This window comes from Tunturibacter psychrotolerans (assembly GCF_040359615.1).
GTDB classification, from domain to species: domain Bacteria; phylum Acidobacteriota; class Terriglobia; order Terriglobales; family Acidobacteriaceae; genus Edaphobacter; species Edaphobacter psychrotolerans.
On record NZ_CP132942.1, the window covers coordinates 5,196,594 to 5,213,134 of the forward strand.

Genomic DNA, 16,541 nt, shown 5'->3' on the forward strand with positions numbered 1-16,541 from the left:
GATAAACCCGGCCGCTTCCTTATTCGGAATGTTTGTTGAGAAAAATTAACCTCCAGACTATAGTAGGTCGATGAACAGACGGACCTTTGTTTCCGCAGGGGTAGGACTGGCATTAACCGCAACAGTACCTCGGCAGCCGCACGCCGAAGAAAAACAAACTCGTGGACCCGTCATTGTTGAAGCTGGACGGCGAGTAGACGCCCCAGATGCCGGGGTGACTCGCTTTCCCGCGAGAAACGTACCAGAAGTTCGCAAGAGAATCAATCAGGTACTGAGAAAAGAAATGCCTGTCGCAATTGTGAGTTCAGCTGCTTGCGGAGCAGACCTCCTCTTACTCGATGCTGCCGGGAGGATGCACGTTCCGCGATACATCTTTCTCCCGTCGGACACGGAAGATTTCCGAAAGTCCTCTGTAACGGATCGCCCGGGCGATTGGGGTGAGATTTACACGAATGTGCTGCAGGGATCGACTGTTGAGGTTCTGAAATTGCCAGAGGGTCAGGAAGGTTATCTTGAAACAAATCTTAAGCTCCTCGACCAAGCTCAAGTACAGGCTAAACTGAAACGCACGAATGTCCACGCATTAGTTATTTGGAATCAAGAATCGCGTGGATCCGATGATGTGACGGCACATTTTCTCGAACAGGCCAAGCGGCGCGACATACCTATCATTGAGGTTTCTACACTCTAGTCTTTAGGACCACGAACATATTCCAAATACTTCTCGACTGGCACAACAATCTTTGCTTTACCATCCAGAGCCAAACGATAGGCACGCCAAAGTCACCTAATGATTCTTTTTTTGCTATCGGATTCATTTGCTATCGGATTCGCGGTCTCGCAGGATGGTCATATACATGCCTCGGATTACCGAACGTTCCGTTTTCGCGCTACACCTGCACGCAGCACACAACAGAAACGCTGAGGTTTCTTATGCCGATTCATCCCGAACGTTGGAAATCCCTGCTCGATCGATATCAGGACGATCGTCCGCGCCGCATGCTGGCTCTTGATGGAGGAGGCATTCGTGGGCTGATCACGCTTGGCTTTTTACAGCGAATTGAAGCGATGATCAGAGAGAAGACTGGACAAGCGCTCTGTGAGTACTTCGATTACATCGGTGGAACAAGCACCGGAGCGATTATCGCCGCCAGCCTGGCTCGCGGCATGACGACCGCTGACTTAGTCAAGTTCTATACGGACTTCGGGCGGGCAATGTTTGACCCTTCTGCTCTGCTCGAACGGTTCAAGTATCTGCACACCGCAGACCCGTTGATTCGACAGCTACAGCAGGTGTTTGGGGCTACAACGAGGCTTTATCCCGACGACTTGAAATGCCTTCTACTGGTAGTGACGAAGAATGTGACCACAGACTCGGCTTGGCCGGTGAGCAGTAACCCCGATGCGAAATACAACGATCCGGCGCGAAACGACAACAACCTTAACATGCCGCTGTGGAAGTTGGTTAGAGCCAGCACCGCTGCCCCGGTGTATTTTCCTGCAGAGGTCATGACGTGGAACCCGGCCAATCCATCAAAGGCAGTCGTGTTTGTCGATGGAGGAATGACGCCGTATAACAACCCGGCGTTTCTGCTTTATCGGATGGCAACCGAGCCTGCGTATAGGTTGAACTGGACGAAGGGAGAAAACAACCTGTTGTTGATCTCTGTCGGCACGGGTGCCGCGGAGTCTCTGGGTGCGACGGCCGCGGCACCGAATAAGAATATCGTGTCCACTGTCGCTGGGCTCCCGGGAGCGTTGATGTACGCGATGCAGGTGGACCAAGATATCGCGTGCCGCAGCGTGGGCCGGTGTACGTATGGTACGCCGCTGGACCGCGAACTCATGGATCTTGTGCCCAGAAGCCTGCAAGACGGACTGACCCTAGAAGAGTCCTATGCCGCTCCGAAGATACCGCTAACGAAGGATCTCGGCCGGAGCTTTCTATATGCGCGGTACAACGCGGACCTGAGCCGTTCAGGGCTGAACGCGCTTGGATTCCCGGATGTCGATCCTGACAATATTCAAAAGATGGATTGTCCCGACAATATTCCGACGTTGCTCAAGATCGGCCAGGCCGCTTCGGGCGCGGTGCAGGCGGAGCATTTTGGACCGTTCCTTTAGCGAATTATGAAGTGAGAAAGATAAACACCAAAGCTTAAATAGCTGGAGGAGTCAACCGAGCTCTAAAGCAAGAAGCTCCCCCGCGCTTTTTCGCCGCCTCGATAAAATCCGGCGTCCCCCGATAGTCCAACCTCCCGGTTCCACAGTGCGACCAGCGTCACGTTCGTCGCACCCGCGCCGGGGCCTCTTCGAGCAGCCAACCCTTAGTCCTTTTCCAAATGTCATAGCCTGGCGGATCGCGCATCCAGTCCGAAAGAGCAGGCATGGAAGCCAGCACAGGCACCTCATTCGGACCGCTATGGTTCTCCAGCAGCGCTGCAAACCGCGCAAATTCACGCCCGTCTATCTGGCAACCGAGTACTCGACAAACAGGTTCTCCGGTAGCGTAAGCAGAACCCGCGTCAGCACCCGAAGCTCTGGTGTTTATTAGCTATCGGCGAACTGACTCTCTGCAAGCAGCCCTGGGCCTCTACTCCCGTTTGCGCGCGATAATGGGCCCGAGTGCATTTTTATGGATCGGTCTGGAATTTCAGCGGGAGATGTTGCAACAACGACTGCTCGAGGAGATTAAGCGGTCGACGGTAGTTTTGGCACTTATAGGTCCGGGTTAGCTACCGACCCTTGCATCATCAACCAGGAGAGGGTTGGTCGGACCGTCGCCCGGAGCTGGTTTAAGGTAGTCCGCCATGTTGTAATGAGGCGTCAGCCGCTTCAGATAGTGGTGGGGCATAGAAATTAGAGATGAAAAGGGCGATCTTCTTGGAAAAGTTGTCGAGTGAATTGAAAAAGGGGAGTTGACGTGGAACAAGTAAAAACGTGTTACGTCGCGATTCCGTTCGGCCGCAAGACCAGCCTGAGTTCTCAAATCATGACCGACTTTGATCAGATCTATGCAGAAGTATTACGCCCTGCAGCACTCGATGCCGGATATGAAGTGATACGCGCAAATGAGTTGAGTGGCGTCGGCATGATCCACAAAGCTGTTCTGGAGCGGATAATCGCGAGCGAAGTCTTTCTAGCCGACGTGACGACAGCCGATCCGAACGTGATGTACGAACTAGGACTCCGTCATGCGTTGCGGAGTGGAACCACGTTGCTTGTTATGGAGAGCGGCTCGCAACTGCCATTCGATATCACTTACGCTAGAGCCCTGATCTACCGCACAGACGACGCGGGACGAGTCACTGGATATCACGCCGAGCAGTTTAGGCGAGATTTGTCATCCGCCATTCGCCAAGGCATCGGGCGCCGCGGCAGTGACAGCCCAATCTACGAGTTTTTTCCCCAGCTTCATGTTGACTTGCCTGAGGAACTAAGTAGCGTTCAGCGGAAGAGGGGAATTTATCCTGCTAAGGCACGGAGACCAGTGGGATCCCGCTCACGTACTTCAGATGCAAGTCTAGAAATCAAGCAAGCTGAAGAAGTAGTCAGGAATACCGAAGACGTCGACCCCGCAGCGGTTATAGACATTCTGAGACGCTATCGTGAGAACTCGGCGTGGGATGACCTAATTCGATTTGCTGATGAACTCCCAGTAAGCATGCGGGAAATGCCACAAGTGCAGCAGATGATGGCACTCGCGCTCAACAGGCGTGGAGGAGACTCAGATCAAGCAAGAGCCATCCATTTGATGACTCAACTTATCGAACGGACAGGTGGAGACAGCGAGACTTATGGAATTCTTGGCAGCATCTACAAGGGCCGGTATGAGAGTAGTGGAAATCCTGATGACCTAGCCTCGGCGGTGACTTCTTATCGCTCCGGGTTTGAAAAGCAACCATCTGATTTTTACCTGGGCATCAATCTGGTGAGTTTGCTAGCCATTCATGGGGGTGAGGAGGCAAGAGCTTTACTCGGCACCTTCGTGCCTCTCGTGCGGCGTGCGCTAGTTTCTCCACTCCAAGACGAACGTGCGGACTTTTGGACATTGGCGGCGGCACTTGAACTTGCGACCATATCCCGGAACTGGGCCGAAGCTTTTGCGCTCGTTGAACGAATGATATCGCAACATACGACTGAATGGATGTTCGCCTCCACCGCAATCCAGTTGGCGCAGTACGGTCGTTCCATGACAGAGGACGATCGTTCCCAGCTGCAAAGGCTGATGAAACTGATCAAGTGGCAGTCGGCAGTGGAGGAACGCAATGCATGATCTTCCCTCTACACTCGACCTGTTAAACCAATTGATGACGCGAATGTTGAAAGTGGAGAACGACCGACGTGATCTTCTACAGACAAATCTTCCCCAGGCGATGAAGGACGAACAGGACAAACTGGCCCAGCAGCAGATTCTGAAACTGCGCGAATATCAGGAAAGTCTTCTTCATGGGTTGGTACAGTTTCCTCCACATAAAGTTGAGCACTTCAATGATTTGACTCATTTCCACCAGACTTCTCCGTTCGAGAAGTCTGTTTTTGTCATGACCAAATTCCCTGGGAACGCGTCGCCCATTGATGACCAGCTTAGAAGGGTGATTCAGGCGGTGAGGGTAGCTATTGACGGCTGCGGTTATAGATCTCACTTGGCGTCAGACAAAAACTACAACCCGTTGCTCTGGAAAAACGTGGAATTTTACCTGCTGGCTTGCGGGAAGGGCATTGCAATTGTCGAAAGCCAGCATACAAGTGAGTTGAACCCGAATGTCACGATGGAGTGGGGATGGATGCGAGCGACAAACCGCCAGGTCCTTTTCCTCGTTGAGAAATCTTTCGATAAGGGGCGGGCAGACCTAAGCGGGCTAATTCAAGAGCCCTTTGACTGGGACAATCCGGAGACGGACATCGAAGCAGCCGTAAGAAAATTTCTGATTTAGGTCTACTTGCGCAGTGGGCAGTCTCGAGCTACGATCGGGCGCGACTATCCAGCCCCGCCTATGACGACTTCGGAACATTTTCATCTTCATCATCGAATTTCAGCCACCAACATGTTAAGGAGTGAACGGCGAATTGCGGTAAACCACTTCTCGACGGCCTTGGAAGTGGTGCGGAAGCGGCCTCGATTCGTCAGGCCTGCCGGGCTTTTCGATGAGTACATCGACCGATTATCGTCAAGTGAGCGGATCAGGCTGAGATTAGCTTTAGGGATGGCCCGCCCGCCGCGTTGGGCGTAGCGTCGAACTAGGACGAAGAACCGCTTGTGACCTGATGCGAGGGAGCGCACAATAGCCAAGACTACACAGGACGCTAATGGTTCTTGCTTCAGATTACTTGGAAGGAGAGTTTTCATCGCCGAGCCGAGCATATTCTGGGATCAGTTGATCCAACTCATCGAGGAAGGAAAGGTTGTGCCCGTGGTCGGCCAAGACCTGCTGACCTTACCGGAGTCGACGGGGCACAAGCTTCTCTATCCCTTCCTCGCTGACCGCCTCGCTGCCTACCTGAAGGTGAGTACCGATGGCCTTCCTCAAGGTGCCGAACTGAACGAGGTCGCCTGCCGTTATTTGAGTAAGGGAAAGCCCTGGCAACAGATTTACGCCGCACTGAAGACGGTTGCCGCGGAAACCGAATCCTTGCCGGTTCCGGTGCCACTGCTTCAACTCGCCGCTATTCGTCCGCTCCAGCTCTTCGTGTCTACTACGTTTGACTCTTTCCTGACCCGCGCGCTCAACCAGACACGTTTCGGAGGCAACCAGAAGACCCGGGGGTTTACGCACTCTCCAAACGAGGTGCAGGATCTTCCCGGAGACTTCGCGGGCTTTGGCGAGCCGGTGGTCTACCAACTGATGGGTAAAATCTCGGCCACCCCGGCCTACGCTGTAACCCAGGAAGATCTAATCGAGTTCTTCCACTCGCTTCAGTCGGAGACGCGGCGGCCTGCGCAGCTCTTCCATGAACTGGGCAGCCGCAGCCTTTTGGTGCTCGGGACCCGGTTATCCGGATGGCTGACCAGCTTCCTCATGCGCATGTCAAAACACCAGCGTCTTTCCGCCGATGACAAGACCGACTATGTTGCCGACGACACCGTCAGTAACGACGGAGATCTGGTTCTTTTTCTGGAACGCTTCAGCAGCGCGACACAGATCTTCCGCGAGGCCGACCCGATCGCCTTCATCAACGAGCTGCATCAGCGTTGGACGGAGAGTCATTCAGACACGGGACGGGGCGATAGCCAACAAAGTTCCGCCTTCGCCCTGCCGCACGATCTGGAGCCAGGTGCCGTCTTCCTGAGCTATGCCAGCGGAGACTGGTCAGCAGTGGAAAAGCTCAAGGCCGCGCTTGAGGAAGCGGGAGTGGACGTATTCTTTGACAAGGACCAGTTGCAGCCGGGCAATGAGTGGGAAGGCAAACTGCGCCGCAGCATCCATCAGTGCTCGCTTTTCGTCCCCGTAATATCGCAGCAGACTCTGACGCCTGACCGCCGTTTCTTCCGGGTCGAGTGGAATCTCGCCCTGGAGGAGGCTCAAATGGCGTCTTTCTCTAGCGAAGAAGCTTTTTTGCTCCCCGTGGTGATTGACGGTACAGCGATCGATCATCCGGCACTGCCTGCGAAATTTAGAACGATTCAGGCTACGTCATTGCCCGGTGGTCAGCCCACAACCGATTTTGTCGATCGCATCAAGCTGCTCTACCGCAAGCGCCAGCTTACACGGTTGGGGACTGCATGAGCGTTGACCAGAATACGATACCGGCAATGGCCGCCGGCACGACCGTCAACGCGGACAACCCGTGGCCCGGACTTCTGGCCTTCCGCGAAAGCGACCAGGGCTATTTCCAGGGCCGGCAAAGTGAGACCGAAGAACTGTTGCGCCTCGTCCTGCGCGAGCGGCTCACCGTGCTCTTTGGCCTCTCTGGCCTGGGCAAGTCATCATTATTGCAGGCCGGCCTCTTTCCTGAATTGAGGCAGGAAAATATCTTTCCGGTTTACATTCGCCTCGACTTTTCTTCGAAGCGTCCCGATCTGGTCGCGCAAATCCTTACCGCGATCACCCGTGAAGCCGCTGCCCACCAGATTGAAGCGCCACCCCCCACGAACGGCGAGACACTCTGGGAGTTCTTTCACCGCGACGCGAACAACTTCTGGAATGCTCGCAACCGCCCCGTCATGCCACTTCTTGTATTCGATCAGTTCGAGGAGATATTCACCCTCGGTTGCCTCGACGCACAGCGCTCGACAGCAACCAACGCATTGATCGAACAACTGTCCGATCTCGCCGAGTGCCGTCCGCCGGCCCGATTGAAGGCATGGCTAGATGAGCATCCCGAAGAAGCGAAAGCCTTTGACTTCGGACGGCATTATTATGAGATCCTCCTGGGAATCCGCGAGGACTTCCTGCCCGATCTCGAAACCCTTCGCCCGCGCATGCCGACCGTCGCGCTCCATCGTATGAGGCTCCGGCGCATGAATGGTGAAGCGGCGTTGCTGGCAGTCAACCATGCACATCATTTGATCGACCCAGATGTGGCCGAGCAGGTGGTTCGCTTCGTTGCAGCCGACACGCGCGAGCACCCGCTCGCACAGCTCGAGATCGAACCCGCGCTGCTGAGCGTCGTATGCCGCGAGCTGAATAACCACCGCCGCAAGCTCGCGGAGCCTAAGATTACCGCTGGCCTGCTACAGGGAAATCAGGAGCTGGTGCTCGCCGATTTCTACGAGCGGAGCACAGCCGATTTACCCCCGGAGGTGAGGTTATTCATTGAAGATCACTTGCTTACGGTCTCCGGGTATCGCGATAACGCGGCGCTCGAAAATGCCTTAAACATCCCTGGAGTCACTCAGCCATCGATCGACGCTCTGGTAGAGCGTAGGCTGGTGCGTCGCGAAGATCGCGGGGGCTCGCAACGTCTGGAACTGACGCACGACTTGCTGGTAGGTGTCGTCCGCGCCAGCCGTGACGGCCGCCGCCAGCGCGAAGTCGCCGAAAAAGAGCGCTTCGCCATGCTCCAGGTCCAGGAGGAAGAGAAGCAGACCCTCCTCAAAGCAAGAGAGGAGCAACGTCTCGAACTCGAGCGGGTCCAGGCACATGAGAGGCAGGAGCGGGATCGGAGGGATCTGCGGCGTCTCCGCATCGCCATCGTAGGATTTGTCGTGCTGACTCTGGCTGCGGTATTGACCGCGACGTGGGCTATAATCGCACAGCGTCAGGCGAAGACCGCCAGGGATGACGCAATCTATTCCCAGAAAATTGCCCAGCAGGAGAAAACGGTATCGGAGCAAGCGCTGCAGAGCGCTCGGGATAACGCCGCCAAATTTGCGGCTTCCCTGCAGGTGCTGTCTAGTGTCAGCAATAAGGATGTCCAGACGGCCGTGGACTCGCAATCGGCGTCGACGCTTCTGCCGCGGGTGTTCATTCAGATCGTCAACCAGGACGATCGCGCTTATGCAAACCAGATAAGAGATCGTTTGATCGCGGGAGGCGTGCTTGTTTTGGGGATCCAGTATGTTCCTGTTGCGGCCGGGCTAACGAAGACCGACGTTCGCTATTACCGAAGAGCCGATGAGCCCGAGGCGCAGAAAATCGTTGACCTTCTGAAGAGCGCCGGAGCTGCACCTATTGCGCCAAAATATCTGCCGGGCTACGAGGACAGCACAAAGGTACGCCAAAATCACTTTGAGGTTTGGCTAGCGAACGGAAGCGGAAGCAAGTGACTCTATCGGTCAATTCCGCTAGTCGACTTGGAAGACGGCCGAGTCGAGATCTCAAAACTTCCCGTAGGCCGGGTAGGGACTTAGAAACCAATCTCAAGCTCCTCGATCACGGTCAGCAACTGGCGCCCCAGAACGGCGTGTCTGCCGAAGCTCCAGTGATATGGAACGGAATCTCGCGCGGACCCGACGACATTACGGTTCACTTCGTGCATGAAGCGAAGTCGCGCGGGATGACAGTGTGAGGATCTCCACTGTGTGAACACGGCTGTCAGGTCTGAAGAGTAGAATCTGTTGCCGAGGTCATTATGGCACCCATCTGCTTCATGGTTATGCCGTACAGCACCAAACCCACCGGTGCTCCAGCGGGAAGTGGAGCGCCCGACAAGGTCAACTTCGATCGTCTCTGGGAAGCAGCGCTCCGCCCCGCCATCCAGCAAGCCGGCTACGAGCCCGTCCGTGCCAATGAGGATATCGGCGCACTCATCATCAACGAGATGATCGAACGCCTTGCGATCTCCGATCTCGTGCTCGCCGATGTTTCCATACCCAACGGCAATGTCTACTACGAAGTCGGCATCCGGCATGCTGCGCAAAAGCAAGGCTGCATTATGACTGCAGCTACATGGTCGAAGGCGCTCTTTGATATCGACCAAATGCGGCAGATTCGCTATCCATTGCCGCTCGAATCGATTTCCGACGAAACCGCCGCCGAGATCATCAAGATCGTTCAAACTGCAATTCCCGTCATGGCAGCGGGCGACTCGCCCTTTTACCAGGTGTTTCCCAAATTCCCCGAATTCGACCCGCTCCGCGCTACATCCTTGAAGAAAAGCCTTGAGGAACTCTCCAATTTCCAGGCGGAAATCATTGCAGCACGTTCTGCGACTGGCGATCAGCGCCGCACACGCGCTCTTCAGCTTCGCGACCGTTACTACACCCGCGGTCCGATCCAGAAAGCTGTAGCCATCGAATTGCTTTACACGCTGCGTGACTGCACCGATTGGAAAACTACCCTGGAGTTCCTCGACGAACTGCCCGCAGATCTCAAAAACTCGCCTCTTGTAAAAGAACAGCGTGCGCTCGTGCTTTCCAAATCCGGTAATCATGATGACGCGATCGGTGCCCTCAAGGAGCTCATCGGAACCAGCGGTGACACATCTGAACGTCGCGGTCTGCTTGGTGGACGCTACAAGCAGAAGTGGAAGAATATCACTAAAGATCCTGCAGATCTTAGCCGTGCAATAACCGAGTACGAGAACGGAATGAGACTGGATCTGAACGATTACTATCCGTCGTCGAACCTGGCTCGGTTGTATCGCACTCGGGGTCGCAAGGGCGACGAAGATAGAGCGCGCATCTCTGCGTCTATTACACTCGTCGCAAGCGAGCGCGCTCGCGCACGCAACTCAAATGATGAATGGCTGAATCCCACGTACCTCGGCGCAGCGTTTGACGCCGGAGACGTCGAAAAAGCCCATGAGCTCGCCGATCAGGTCAGGGAAGACGGACCCGCAGTCTGGAAACTCGATACCACGCTCGATGATTGCCGAACAGCCGCTCAGCTATGGGAGGAGCCTCGCCGTACTGAACTTCTGGACATTGTTGCTCAACTGGAAAAGGTCTCGGTGGCAGAGCCGAAGTCTTAGAAAGATCAGAAACAGCATCTCGCGCATGCTCCCGCGAAGCTGTCGCGCGATCCCCTCTTAAGTGTGGCAGCGCGTCGAATTTCTCTTCACTCACCGACGGCCTTACCGATCTATAGGCCGCCGGGAAATGATTTCATCCCCTCAACGACAGTTGCATCTGATCTCTTCGGAGACAAACACGGTGCATATCGGTATCTCAGCGAGCCGCTCGTGCCTGGAGAAGCAGGCGGCTATAAGATCCAGCCCCACAATGTGGTAGCGAGCGCAACCCACGTGGCTGTATTTCGCAGCGGCGATCTTGCTGCCTCTGCCGTGCGTGTTTTTCACGGGCAGCCCCTGCATTAGCCTGGCATGTCGAGGTCGGCGGCAAGGTTATCGTTTTTGCGGAGATACTACCGGTGAGGGTGGCCCTTGCGCCAGGCGCAGACACGTGTAGATTGGCCGGCTCAAATTGAATCATCGCGTGTCGGCAAGACCCTGCGAACAGCAACCTCTCTGCCAGCTGCTCCCAGCCGCGATGCAAAATCGCCCAATAATTTCTCCAGCCGACAAGTCCGGAGAAATTTGCCCACGCAGGCCAGTCGGCTCGGACCGCAACTCTCTCCCGAGATGAAGCTCGCTAAAGAAAACTCAATTTTACGGGGATTTCCTCTAGTCTCTACCGTAGCGAATCGCTACTCTGAGACCCGATAGATAAAATGGCGGTGGACGCAGTCTACAGCGAACCGCTCTCCAGCCGAATTCCCGTTAACAGGGATGAATACAGGGAGTTCGGGGGCTTGTGGCGAGGCTAATTGAACTCGCAGCGGTTGTATTGGCTTGAGTGACTGGCATTTACTCGTTACCACGCATTAGCAGTAGTACAAATAACAGGGAATTAATCCATGGGTATCAGGGAATCTAATGAAGCGTGCTGGGAAGATTAAGGTTCTCTGATACCAGAGCCAGCACCCTATTCTTCGTCATGGGACGCCAATGGGCGCGTTACCTGTCGAAACCCGCTGTTGATTTGTGAGTCACTTACCGAGCGTTCTTCGAGTCCGGTGAAAGGCATGTTCTCGGACAGAGGCACCACCGTTCTTGCGCGAAGCCTGATAGGCATCGAATGGTCCACAGATTCAGTTGTCGCCCCTTCGCGAAGATTAGAACGCTGGAGCACACGCAGCCTGACGCCGGCGCACTTGGCAAGAAGACAGGAACAACCTGTACCTCCCTCACGTCAAGGGAAACCGCACGTTATCTCCGTCACTGTACCGATTGAGGGTGTCCCTAAACTCGCTGTCCTATCTCACGGATCCCAGATATTTGTCGAGCCAGTTGAGCGATTCCCTTATCATCTCAGTTCGCGGTACGTCGTGTGCCGTGTCGTAGACCACGCGGCGCTTTTGTTCTGAGGGCGTTCCCAGCAGACGGAACATGGGCTCTTGAGAGATTTTGGGCGGGTAGATGAAATCGAAACGGCCATTGAGCATTAGAACAGGTGTCTTCACATGTGGAGCGAAGTTGACTTGATCCACCTCCGGCAATGGCTGTTGTAACCAGAGTCCTGGTGTTATAAGAACTAATGCCTTGAAGCGAGTTTCAACAGCGGGGAGGAGCCCCCCTATCGCTGCTCCCCAACTGTCACCCTCGTAGGCCAACGCGTTGGGATTGACATCCGGGCGTGTCTCAAGGTAGTCGACCGACCGGCTAAGATCCTTGGACCAAAAAATGACGTTGTCTCGATAAGTACTGCTGGTGTTTGGGAAGTAGATGGGCTTAAGTCCGCTGCCGCGTTCAAACGTCCCTTTGTAGATAGGGAATAGGACCGCTCGTCCACTTTTTACAATGAAATCGAAGTCTGAAAGAGAGATCTGGATCCCTTCTGCGCTCGATCGCATGTGAGCGGCGGCACCGCCGGGAAAGTACACGACGACTTGAAAAGGCGGTGACGCTCCTCTGGGCAGAAACAAATACGCGGTGACTCGCTCGCCGCCGTAAGCCGCGTCGAATGAGACCTTTTCCACCCTCCAATCTTCGGCCTGTTCCACAGACTCCACCTTCGGATGCAACGGCGTCTTGTCATAAGAATATTCGTTCTTGTATGCCCGGAAGAGTTGATCGGAAACAGGTTTTTCTGAGCCGAAATCTCGCAATTGGACCGTGATCGGAGCTCCTGCTGCTTCGGCGTCCCTACCAGTCGACTCATATTCCGCGCAACGAAAACCAAATCCACGGGACCGCTCGAAGGGTGAACGAGCGTCGGGATAGTTGAACATATAAGTAGGTTCGTCCCAGGCGCCGCCCATGATGTAATGCCTGCCCGACGTCGCTTCGTTTGCGCACCACTCCTTCGCGTTGCCTGCCATATCGTAAGCGCCGCTCCAGCTCATGCCGTGGTAAGCGCCGACCGGCGAAGGCCCCTTGCTACTGAAGTTGCTGGCGGGTATCAGGCTGGAGCTGTCCGTCGGGGATGCAGCAGCAGCCCAGTGATAAATGGTCGGGAGCGACTTGCCTACAAATTCAGCATATGCTTCAGCCTCGAACCAGCTCACACCGGTGACAGGAAATTCGCCCTCACCCTGCGGATATTCGCCTCGTGTCCAGGTGGAAGGTCCTGGCCTGCTCGTTTTATCGACAAAGAGTTTCATCGCGTTGGTCCACGAAAGGACGCGTCCATCCTTTCGGAATTCGTGTTCCCAATACTCCTGCTTCTTGTAACCGCCCTGGTCCACAAAGTGTTTGAACTCGCGATTGGTGACCTCGAACTTATCGATCCAGTATTTTCCAATCCGGACTGTAGGCAAGGCCTGAAAGCCTGCAATGCCTACAATCCCCCACTGGGCGAAAGGGTCGCCCTCCACTGATTCCTGGTCGAGCTCAACAGGAACCATTCCTCTGTTAGCCTGCCCATCGCTATGCAGCGCCACCGTAATTGGACCGGACGGGAAGGTAGCGCGTTCGAGCGTCGTATATCCGTGCAATTCGAATTTCCAACTCGAATCCACAGCGGGAAATCTCCCTTTCAGGATGGGCGAGAGACCGGCAAATTCCCATTGGGCGTTCGGCGCGTTGTAGTTCCTGCGGTAGACCGACGCCCCCGGAGGGCTGGTGATGATGGAATCGGACCAGGAAATATCGGGCCAGAATCTGGCCAGGGTTGGGTCAGCCGGAATGTATCGCTCGGCCTGAACAGCAAGCGCATAGGCTTCGCCAGGTTGGCCCCGTTCGATGAGTTTGCCGATCTGCGGTAAGGCCTGCTCCCTGGCCCATCTGACTTTGGAACTGTGGTGAATCCCCCAGCCAATGATGCTCATGAAGGCTATGAGGATAATCAGCGCGGGAATTGCGACGCGGGGCTGCCTGCTTTGCCGGAAGAGCACTCTCGGGTTAAGGCCAATGGCATTCGCTGAAATCAGTTCGGCGCAATTTTTGAGCTCTTGCTCAACCTCCATCATGCTTGCATAGCGATCTTCGGGGCGCTTGTGTAAACAGCAACGAATGATTCGGTCCAGTGCATTCGGGACATCTTTATTCGGGACATCTTCTACGAATTGGTCCAGCGGACTGGGCTCCTCCCGCTCGACTGCTATCAATGTTTCCCTCGTGGGCTTGCGCGGAAATGCTTTCTCTCCCGTGAACATCTCGTATAGAACTGAGCCAAACGCAAATATGTCGCTACGGGCGTCCACCGGTTGACCGTGCAACTGCTCAGGAGACATGTACGGCAGCGTGCCAACTACCTGGACGTCAGCGGTAAGGCCTGCCAGGTTCTCTTCCACAAACAAGATGGGGCGTTCGTACTTTGCCAGCCCGAAATCGAGCAAGATTGCCCCGCTTTCGGTGAGCATGATGTTGCCCGGTTTAAGGTCGAGATGGACGATGCCTTTACGGTGTGCCGTGGCGAGTGCATCCGCAACCGCGATCGCGATCTTCAGGACCTCGACCGTCGAGAGCCTGCCCCTCTGGATGCGCGCTGAAAGTGTCTCGCCCTCCAGGTACTCCATCGCGATGAATGCCCTCGCGGCATCTTCTCCAAAGTCATACACCCTGCAGATGCTTGCGTGATTCAAAGCAGAAGCAGTTTTCGCTTCGCGCAGAAACTGCTGCAGCGAGTCCCTATCTTCCGCTAGTTCCTTTGGCAACAGTTTCAGCGCAACCATTCGGTCGAGCAGCAAATCTTCGGCTTTGTAGACCTCACCCATACCTCCGGCAGCGATGAAACTGACGATGCGGTACCGCTTCGCTAACACTGCACCGGGTGCGAGTCGTTCCAGCGGATTTGCGGGGGCGCGCCGAGGGTCAACAAAGGCCGGGCTGGATAAGAAGCTTCCCAAACGAGGGTGCATGCCAAGCAACCGATGCACTTCGTCGCGGACCACTTCGTCGCGCTCGTTTTGTTTGAGAAAAGAGGCCCGCTGCGCGGGGCTGCATTCCAGCGCACTCTGGTACAGGTCTTTAACGAGTTCCCACTGTTTTGCCGTCATTCCCATTGTCAGGCCTCAATTCGCCGTACAGCCAGACCTTCGCTACAGCCCAATCCCGCTTGACCGTGATCGGGGAGACGTTCAGAAAGCTGGAGGTTTCCTCGACACTCAGGCCTCCAAAGAAGCGCAATTCAACGATGCGGCTTTGGCGCGGATCGAGCTTCGATAGACGGTCGAGAGCTTCGTCCAATCTCAATAAATCTTCGGAATGTTCCGGGGTAAAAGCCAATGCTTCTTCCAGGGGCAGGATCACTTGGGTTCCGCCACGTTTCTCCCGCAGGTGGCGGCGGGCATGGTCGATCAGAATGCGCCTCATCAGTTGGGCAGCAGTCCCATAGAACTGGGCGCGGTTCTGCCAGTGGGGAGAATGCTGGCCAACCAGTTTGAGATAAGCTTCATGAACCAGAGCTGTGGTCTGCAGGGTATGCCCCGACCGCTCGCGCCGCATGTACCCGCTGGCCAGCCTTTTAAGCTGGTCATAGACCAAAGGAACAAGCTTTTCCTGAGCGGCCTGGTTCCCGTTCGCTGCTTCGATTAGAAGGGCCGTCACGTCGGGTTCCTGGACCACGTCGCCAACCTCCAATCGTAGCCGGTACAAAAAACAACAGTTATTGCAATCCTGATGGTCGGGATTTTATCTGCAATTCACGATCTTTGCACTTTCTCACTTCCTGATGATCACGTTTTCCTGCAGGTGTCGCGTTAGTAAGTAAAGCCGCACCTTCAGGCACGACGGCAGCGCTGAAAACGGGACTATTCCAACAAACGGAACCACAGGTCACGTACCAGGAAAAGAGATAACAACCGCCGAAGAGGAAAACCGCCCACTTACAGGTTCCGGCTGCGATTTTCGCAAATGGAGTGACGACCAACAACCAGGCGCGGTTAGAACGACAATCGCGCCGCAAAATCGGAGGGAGACGGACATGAAATCGACATTCAGGAAGAAGTACGCACGTCTTTTGGCACTGCTCGCTGTCGGAATTATCGCGGCGATAGGAGTCGCCCATGCAGATGGTTGGTGGGACGATTACGAACGACTGGCCCAAAAGACGGAACTGGAACAGCTTCATGCAACCTTTCATGCGTCAATCAGCGTCCACGATCCCGTGAACGGCGATTCGCCTGCAGTGATAATTCAGCGAACCCGCGACATACTCGCGATCTGGTCCAAAGACGCCGAACTCACCGTTATCGGCAGTACTGCCACGGCAGGAAATTACATCGGCAACGGCGATCCGGAGGATCCCGCAACTTGCCCTACACCCTCGGGCGACACATCCGCCGCCGGGAAACAGGGCACGCTGTGCACGTTCTTCAAGTATGTTGCCGGCGGGTTGCAGCCAGCCAATAGGTGGGTGTCGCTTTCCCCGGTGTACAAAACGAAGTATGTTCCTGTAAAGGACGGTGACAGCCAATGGAAGTCATCGGTGTATTTCGAATGCCATTACTTCGACGTGTCATCGAATCCGGCCACTGGCCAGCCGTTTTGGACGGCAAAGAGCCACGTATACCTTAGCGGTGAAGCCAAAAAGATCAACGGAAAGTGGTTGTTGACGAAGGTCAGCTCGGCTGCGGTTGGGATTCCGATTCCGTAGCAGGCTGCCTTCTGAGGAAGGCATGCAGGGACAGCATACTTATCCCTGGAGGGATGCAATACGTATGCTGTCCGTGCGTCGCTTTTTTCTCGTCCAGCGCAGTTCTGCGCAAAGAAGAAGG

10 protein-coding genes are annotated in these 16,541 nt (G+C 55.2%); 8 read left to right on the top strand and 2 right to left on the bottom strand.

Features of this window, described 5'->3' with window-relative positions; translation table 11 throughout:
* Positions 1–70: 70 nt before the first annotated feature.
* The 7 genes from RBB77_RS21840 (at position 71) to RBB77_RS21870 (ending at position 10,356) form a co-directional block, all read left to right on the top strand.
* Positions 71–691: a hypothetical protein gene (locus RBB77_RS21840; RefSeq protein WP_353063814.1), complete on the top strand. Its 621-nt coding sequence runs from the start codon at positions 71–73 to the stop codon at positions 689–691.
* Positions 692–933: 242 nt separating this feature from the next.
* Positions 934–2,124 carry a patatin-like phospholipase family protein gene (locus RBB77_RS21845; RefSeq protein ID WP_353063815.1) on the top strand — a complete coding sequence of 397 codons (1,191 nt, stop codon included), beginning with the start codon at positions 934–936 and terminating at the stop codon, positions 2,122–2,124.
* 799 nt (positions 2,125–2,923) lie between these two features.
* Complete coding sequence (locus RBB77_RS21850) at positions 2,924–4,276, top strand: TRAFs-binding domain-containing protein (RefSeq protein ID WP_353063816.1); 1,353 nt, start codon at positions 2,924–2,926, stop codon at positions 4,274–4,276.
* Positions 4,269–4,937 carry a hypothetical protein gene (locus tag RBB77_RS21855; RefSeq protein WP_353063817.1) on the top strand — a complete coding sequence of 223 codons (669 nt, stop codon included), beginning with the start codon at positions 4,269–4,271 and terminating at the stop codon, positions 4,935–4,937. Before RBB77_RS21850 ends, RBB77_RS21855 begins: the two co-directional genes overlap by 8 nt.
* A gap of 471 nt (positions 4,938–5,408) precedes the next feature.
* Positions 5,409–6,728 carry a toll/interleukin-1 receptor domain-containing protein gene (locus RBB77_RS21860; protein WP_353063818.1) on the top strand — a complete coding sequence of 440 codons (1,320 nt, stop codon included), beginning with the start codon at positions 5,409–5,411 and terminating at the stop codon, positions 6,726–6,728.
* Positions 6,725–8,710, top strand: a complete 1,986-nt coding sequence (locus RBB77_RS21865; RefSeq protein WP_353063819.1) for an nSTAND1 domain-containing NTPase — start codon at positions 6,725–6,727, stop codon at positions 8,708–8,710. The genes RBB77_RS21860 and RBB77_RS21865 overlap by 4 nt, the downstream gene beginning before the upstream one ends.
* Before the next feature lie 494 nt (positions 8,711–9,204).
* Entirely contained in the window at positions 9,205–10,356 is a 1,152-nt protein-coding gene (locus RBB77_RS21870) for a TRAFs-binding domain-containing protein (protein WP_353063820.1), read from the top strand.
* A 1,283-nt stretch (positions 10,357–11,639) separates the two neighbouring features.
* Here RBB77_RS21870 and RBB77_RS21875 read toward each other — a convergent pair.
* Positions 11,640–14,828, bottom strand: coding sequence for a protein kinase domain-containing protein (locus RBB77_RS21875; RefSeq protein WP_353063821.1), 3,189 nt, complete (start codon positions 14,826–14,828; stop codon positions 11,640–11,642).
* Positions 14,794–15,390: a sigma-70 family RNA polymerase sigma factor gene (locus RBB77_RS21880; RefSeq protein WP_353063822.1), complete on the bottom strand. Its 597-nt coding sequence runs from the start codon at positions 15,388–15,390 to the stop codon at positions 14,794–14,796. The genes RBB77_RS21875 and RBB77_RS21880 overlap by 35 nt, the downstream gene beginning before the upstream one ends.
* A gap of 358 nt (positions 15,391–15,748) precedes the next feature.
* Between RBB77_RS21880 and RBB77_RS21885 the strand changes: the two genes are divergently transcribed.
* On the top strand, positions 15,749–16,420 hold the full coding sequence (locus RBB77_RS21885; protein ID WP_353063823.1) for a hypothetical protein: 672 nt from the start codon (positions 15,749–15,751) through the stop codon (positions 16,418–16,420).
* Positions 16,421–16,541 lie beyond the last annotated feature (121 nt).

Coding starts and splice junctions, on each gene's coding strand:
- RBB77_RS21840 (WP_353063814.1), top strand. CDS start 71: ATGAACAGACGGACCTTTGTTTCCGCAGGGGTAGGACTGGCATTAACC.
- RBB77_RS21845 (WP_353063815.1), top strand. CDS start 934: ATGCCGATTCATCCCGAACGTTGGAAATCCCTGCTCGATCGATATCAG.
- RBB77_RS21855 (WP_353063817.1), top strand. CDS start 4,269: ATGCATGATCTTCCCTCTACACTCGACCTGTTAAACCAATTGATGACG.
- RBB77_RS21865 (WP_353063819.1), top strand. CDS start 6,725: ATGAGCGTTGACCAGAATACGATACCGGCAATGGCCGCCGGCACGACC.
- RBB77_RS21870 (WP_353063820.1), top strand. CDS start 9,205: ATGATCGAACGCCTTGCGATCTCCGATCTCGTGCTCGCCGATGTTTCC.
- RBB77_RS21875 (WP_353063821.1), bottom strand. CDS start 14,828: ATGGGAATGACGGCAAAACAGTGGGAACTCGTTAAAGACCTGTACCAG.
- RBB77_RS21885 (WP_353063823.1), top strand. CDS start 15,749: ATGAAATCGACATTCAGGAAGAAGTACGCACGTCTTTTGGCACTGCTC.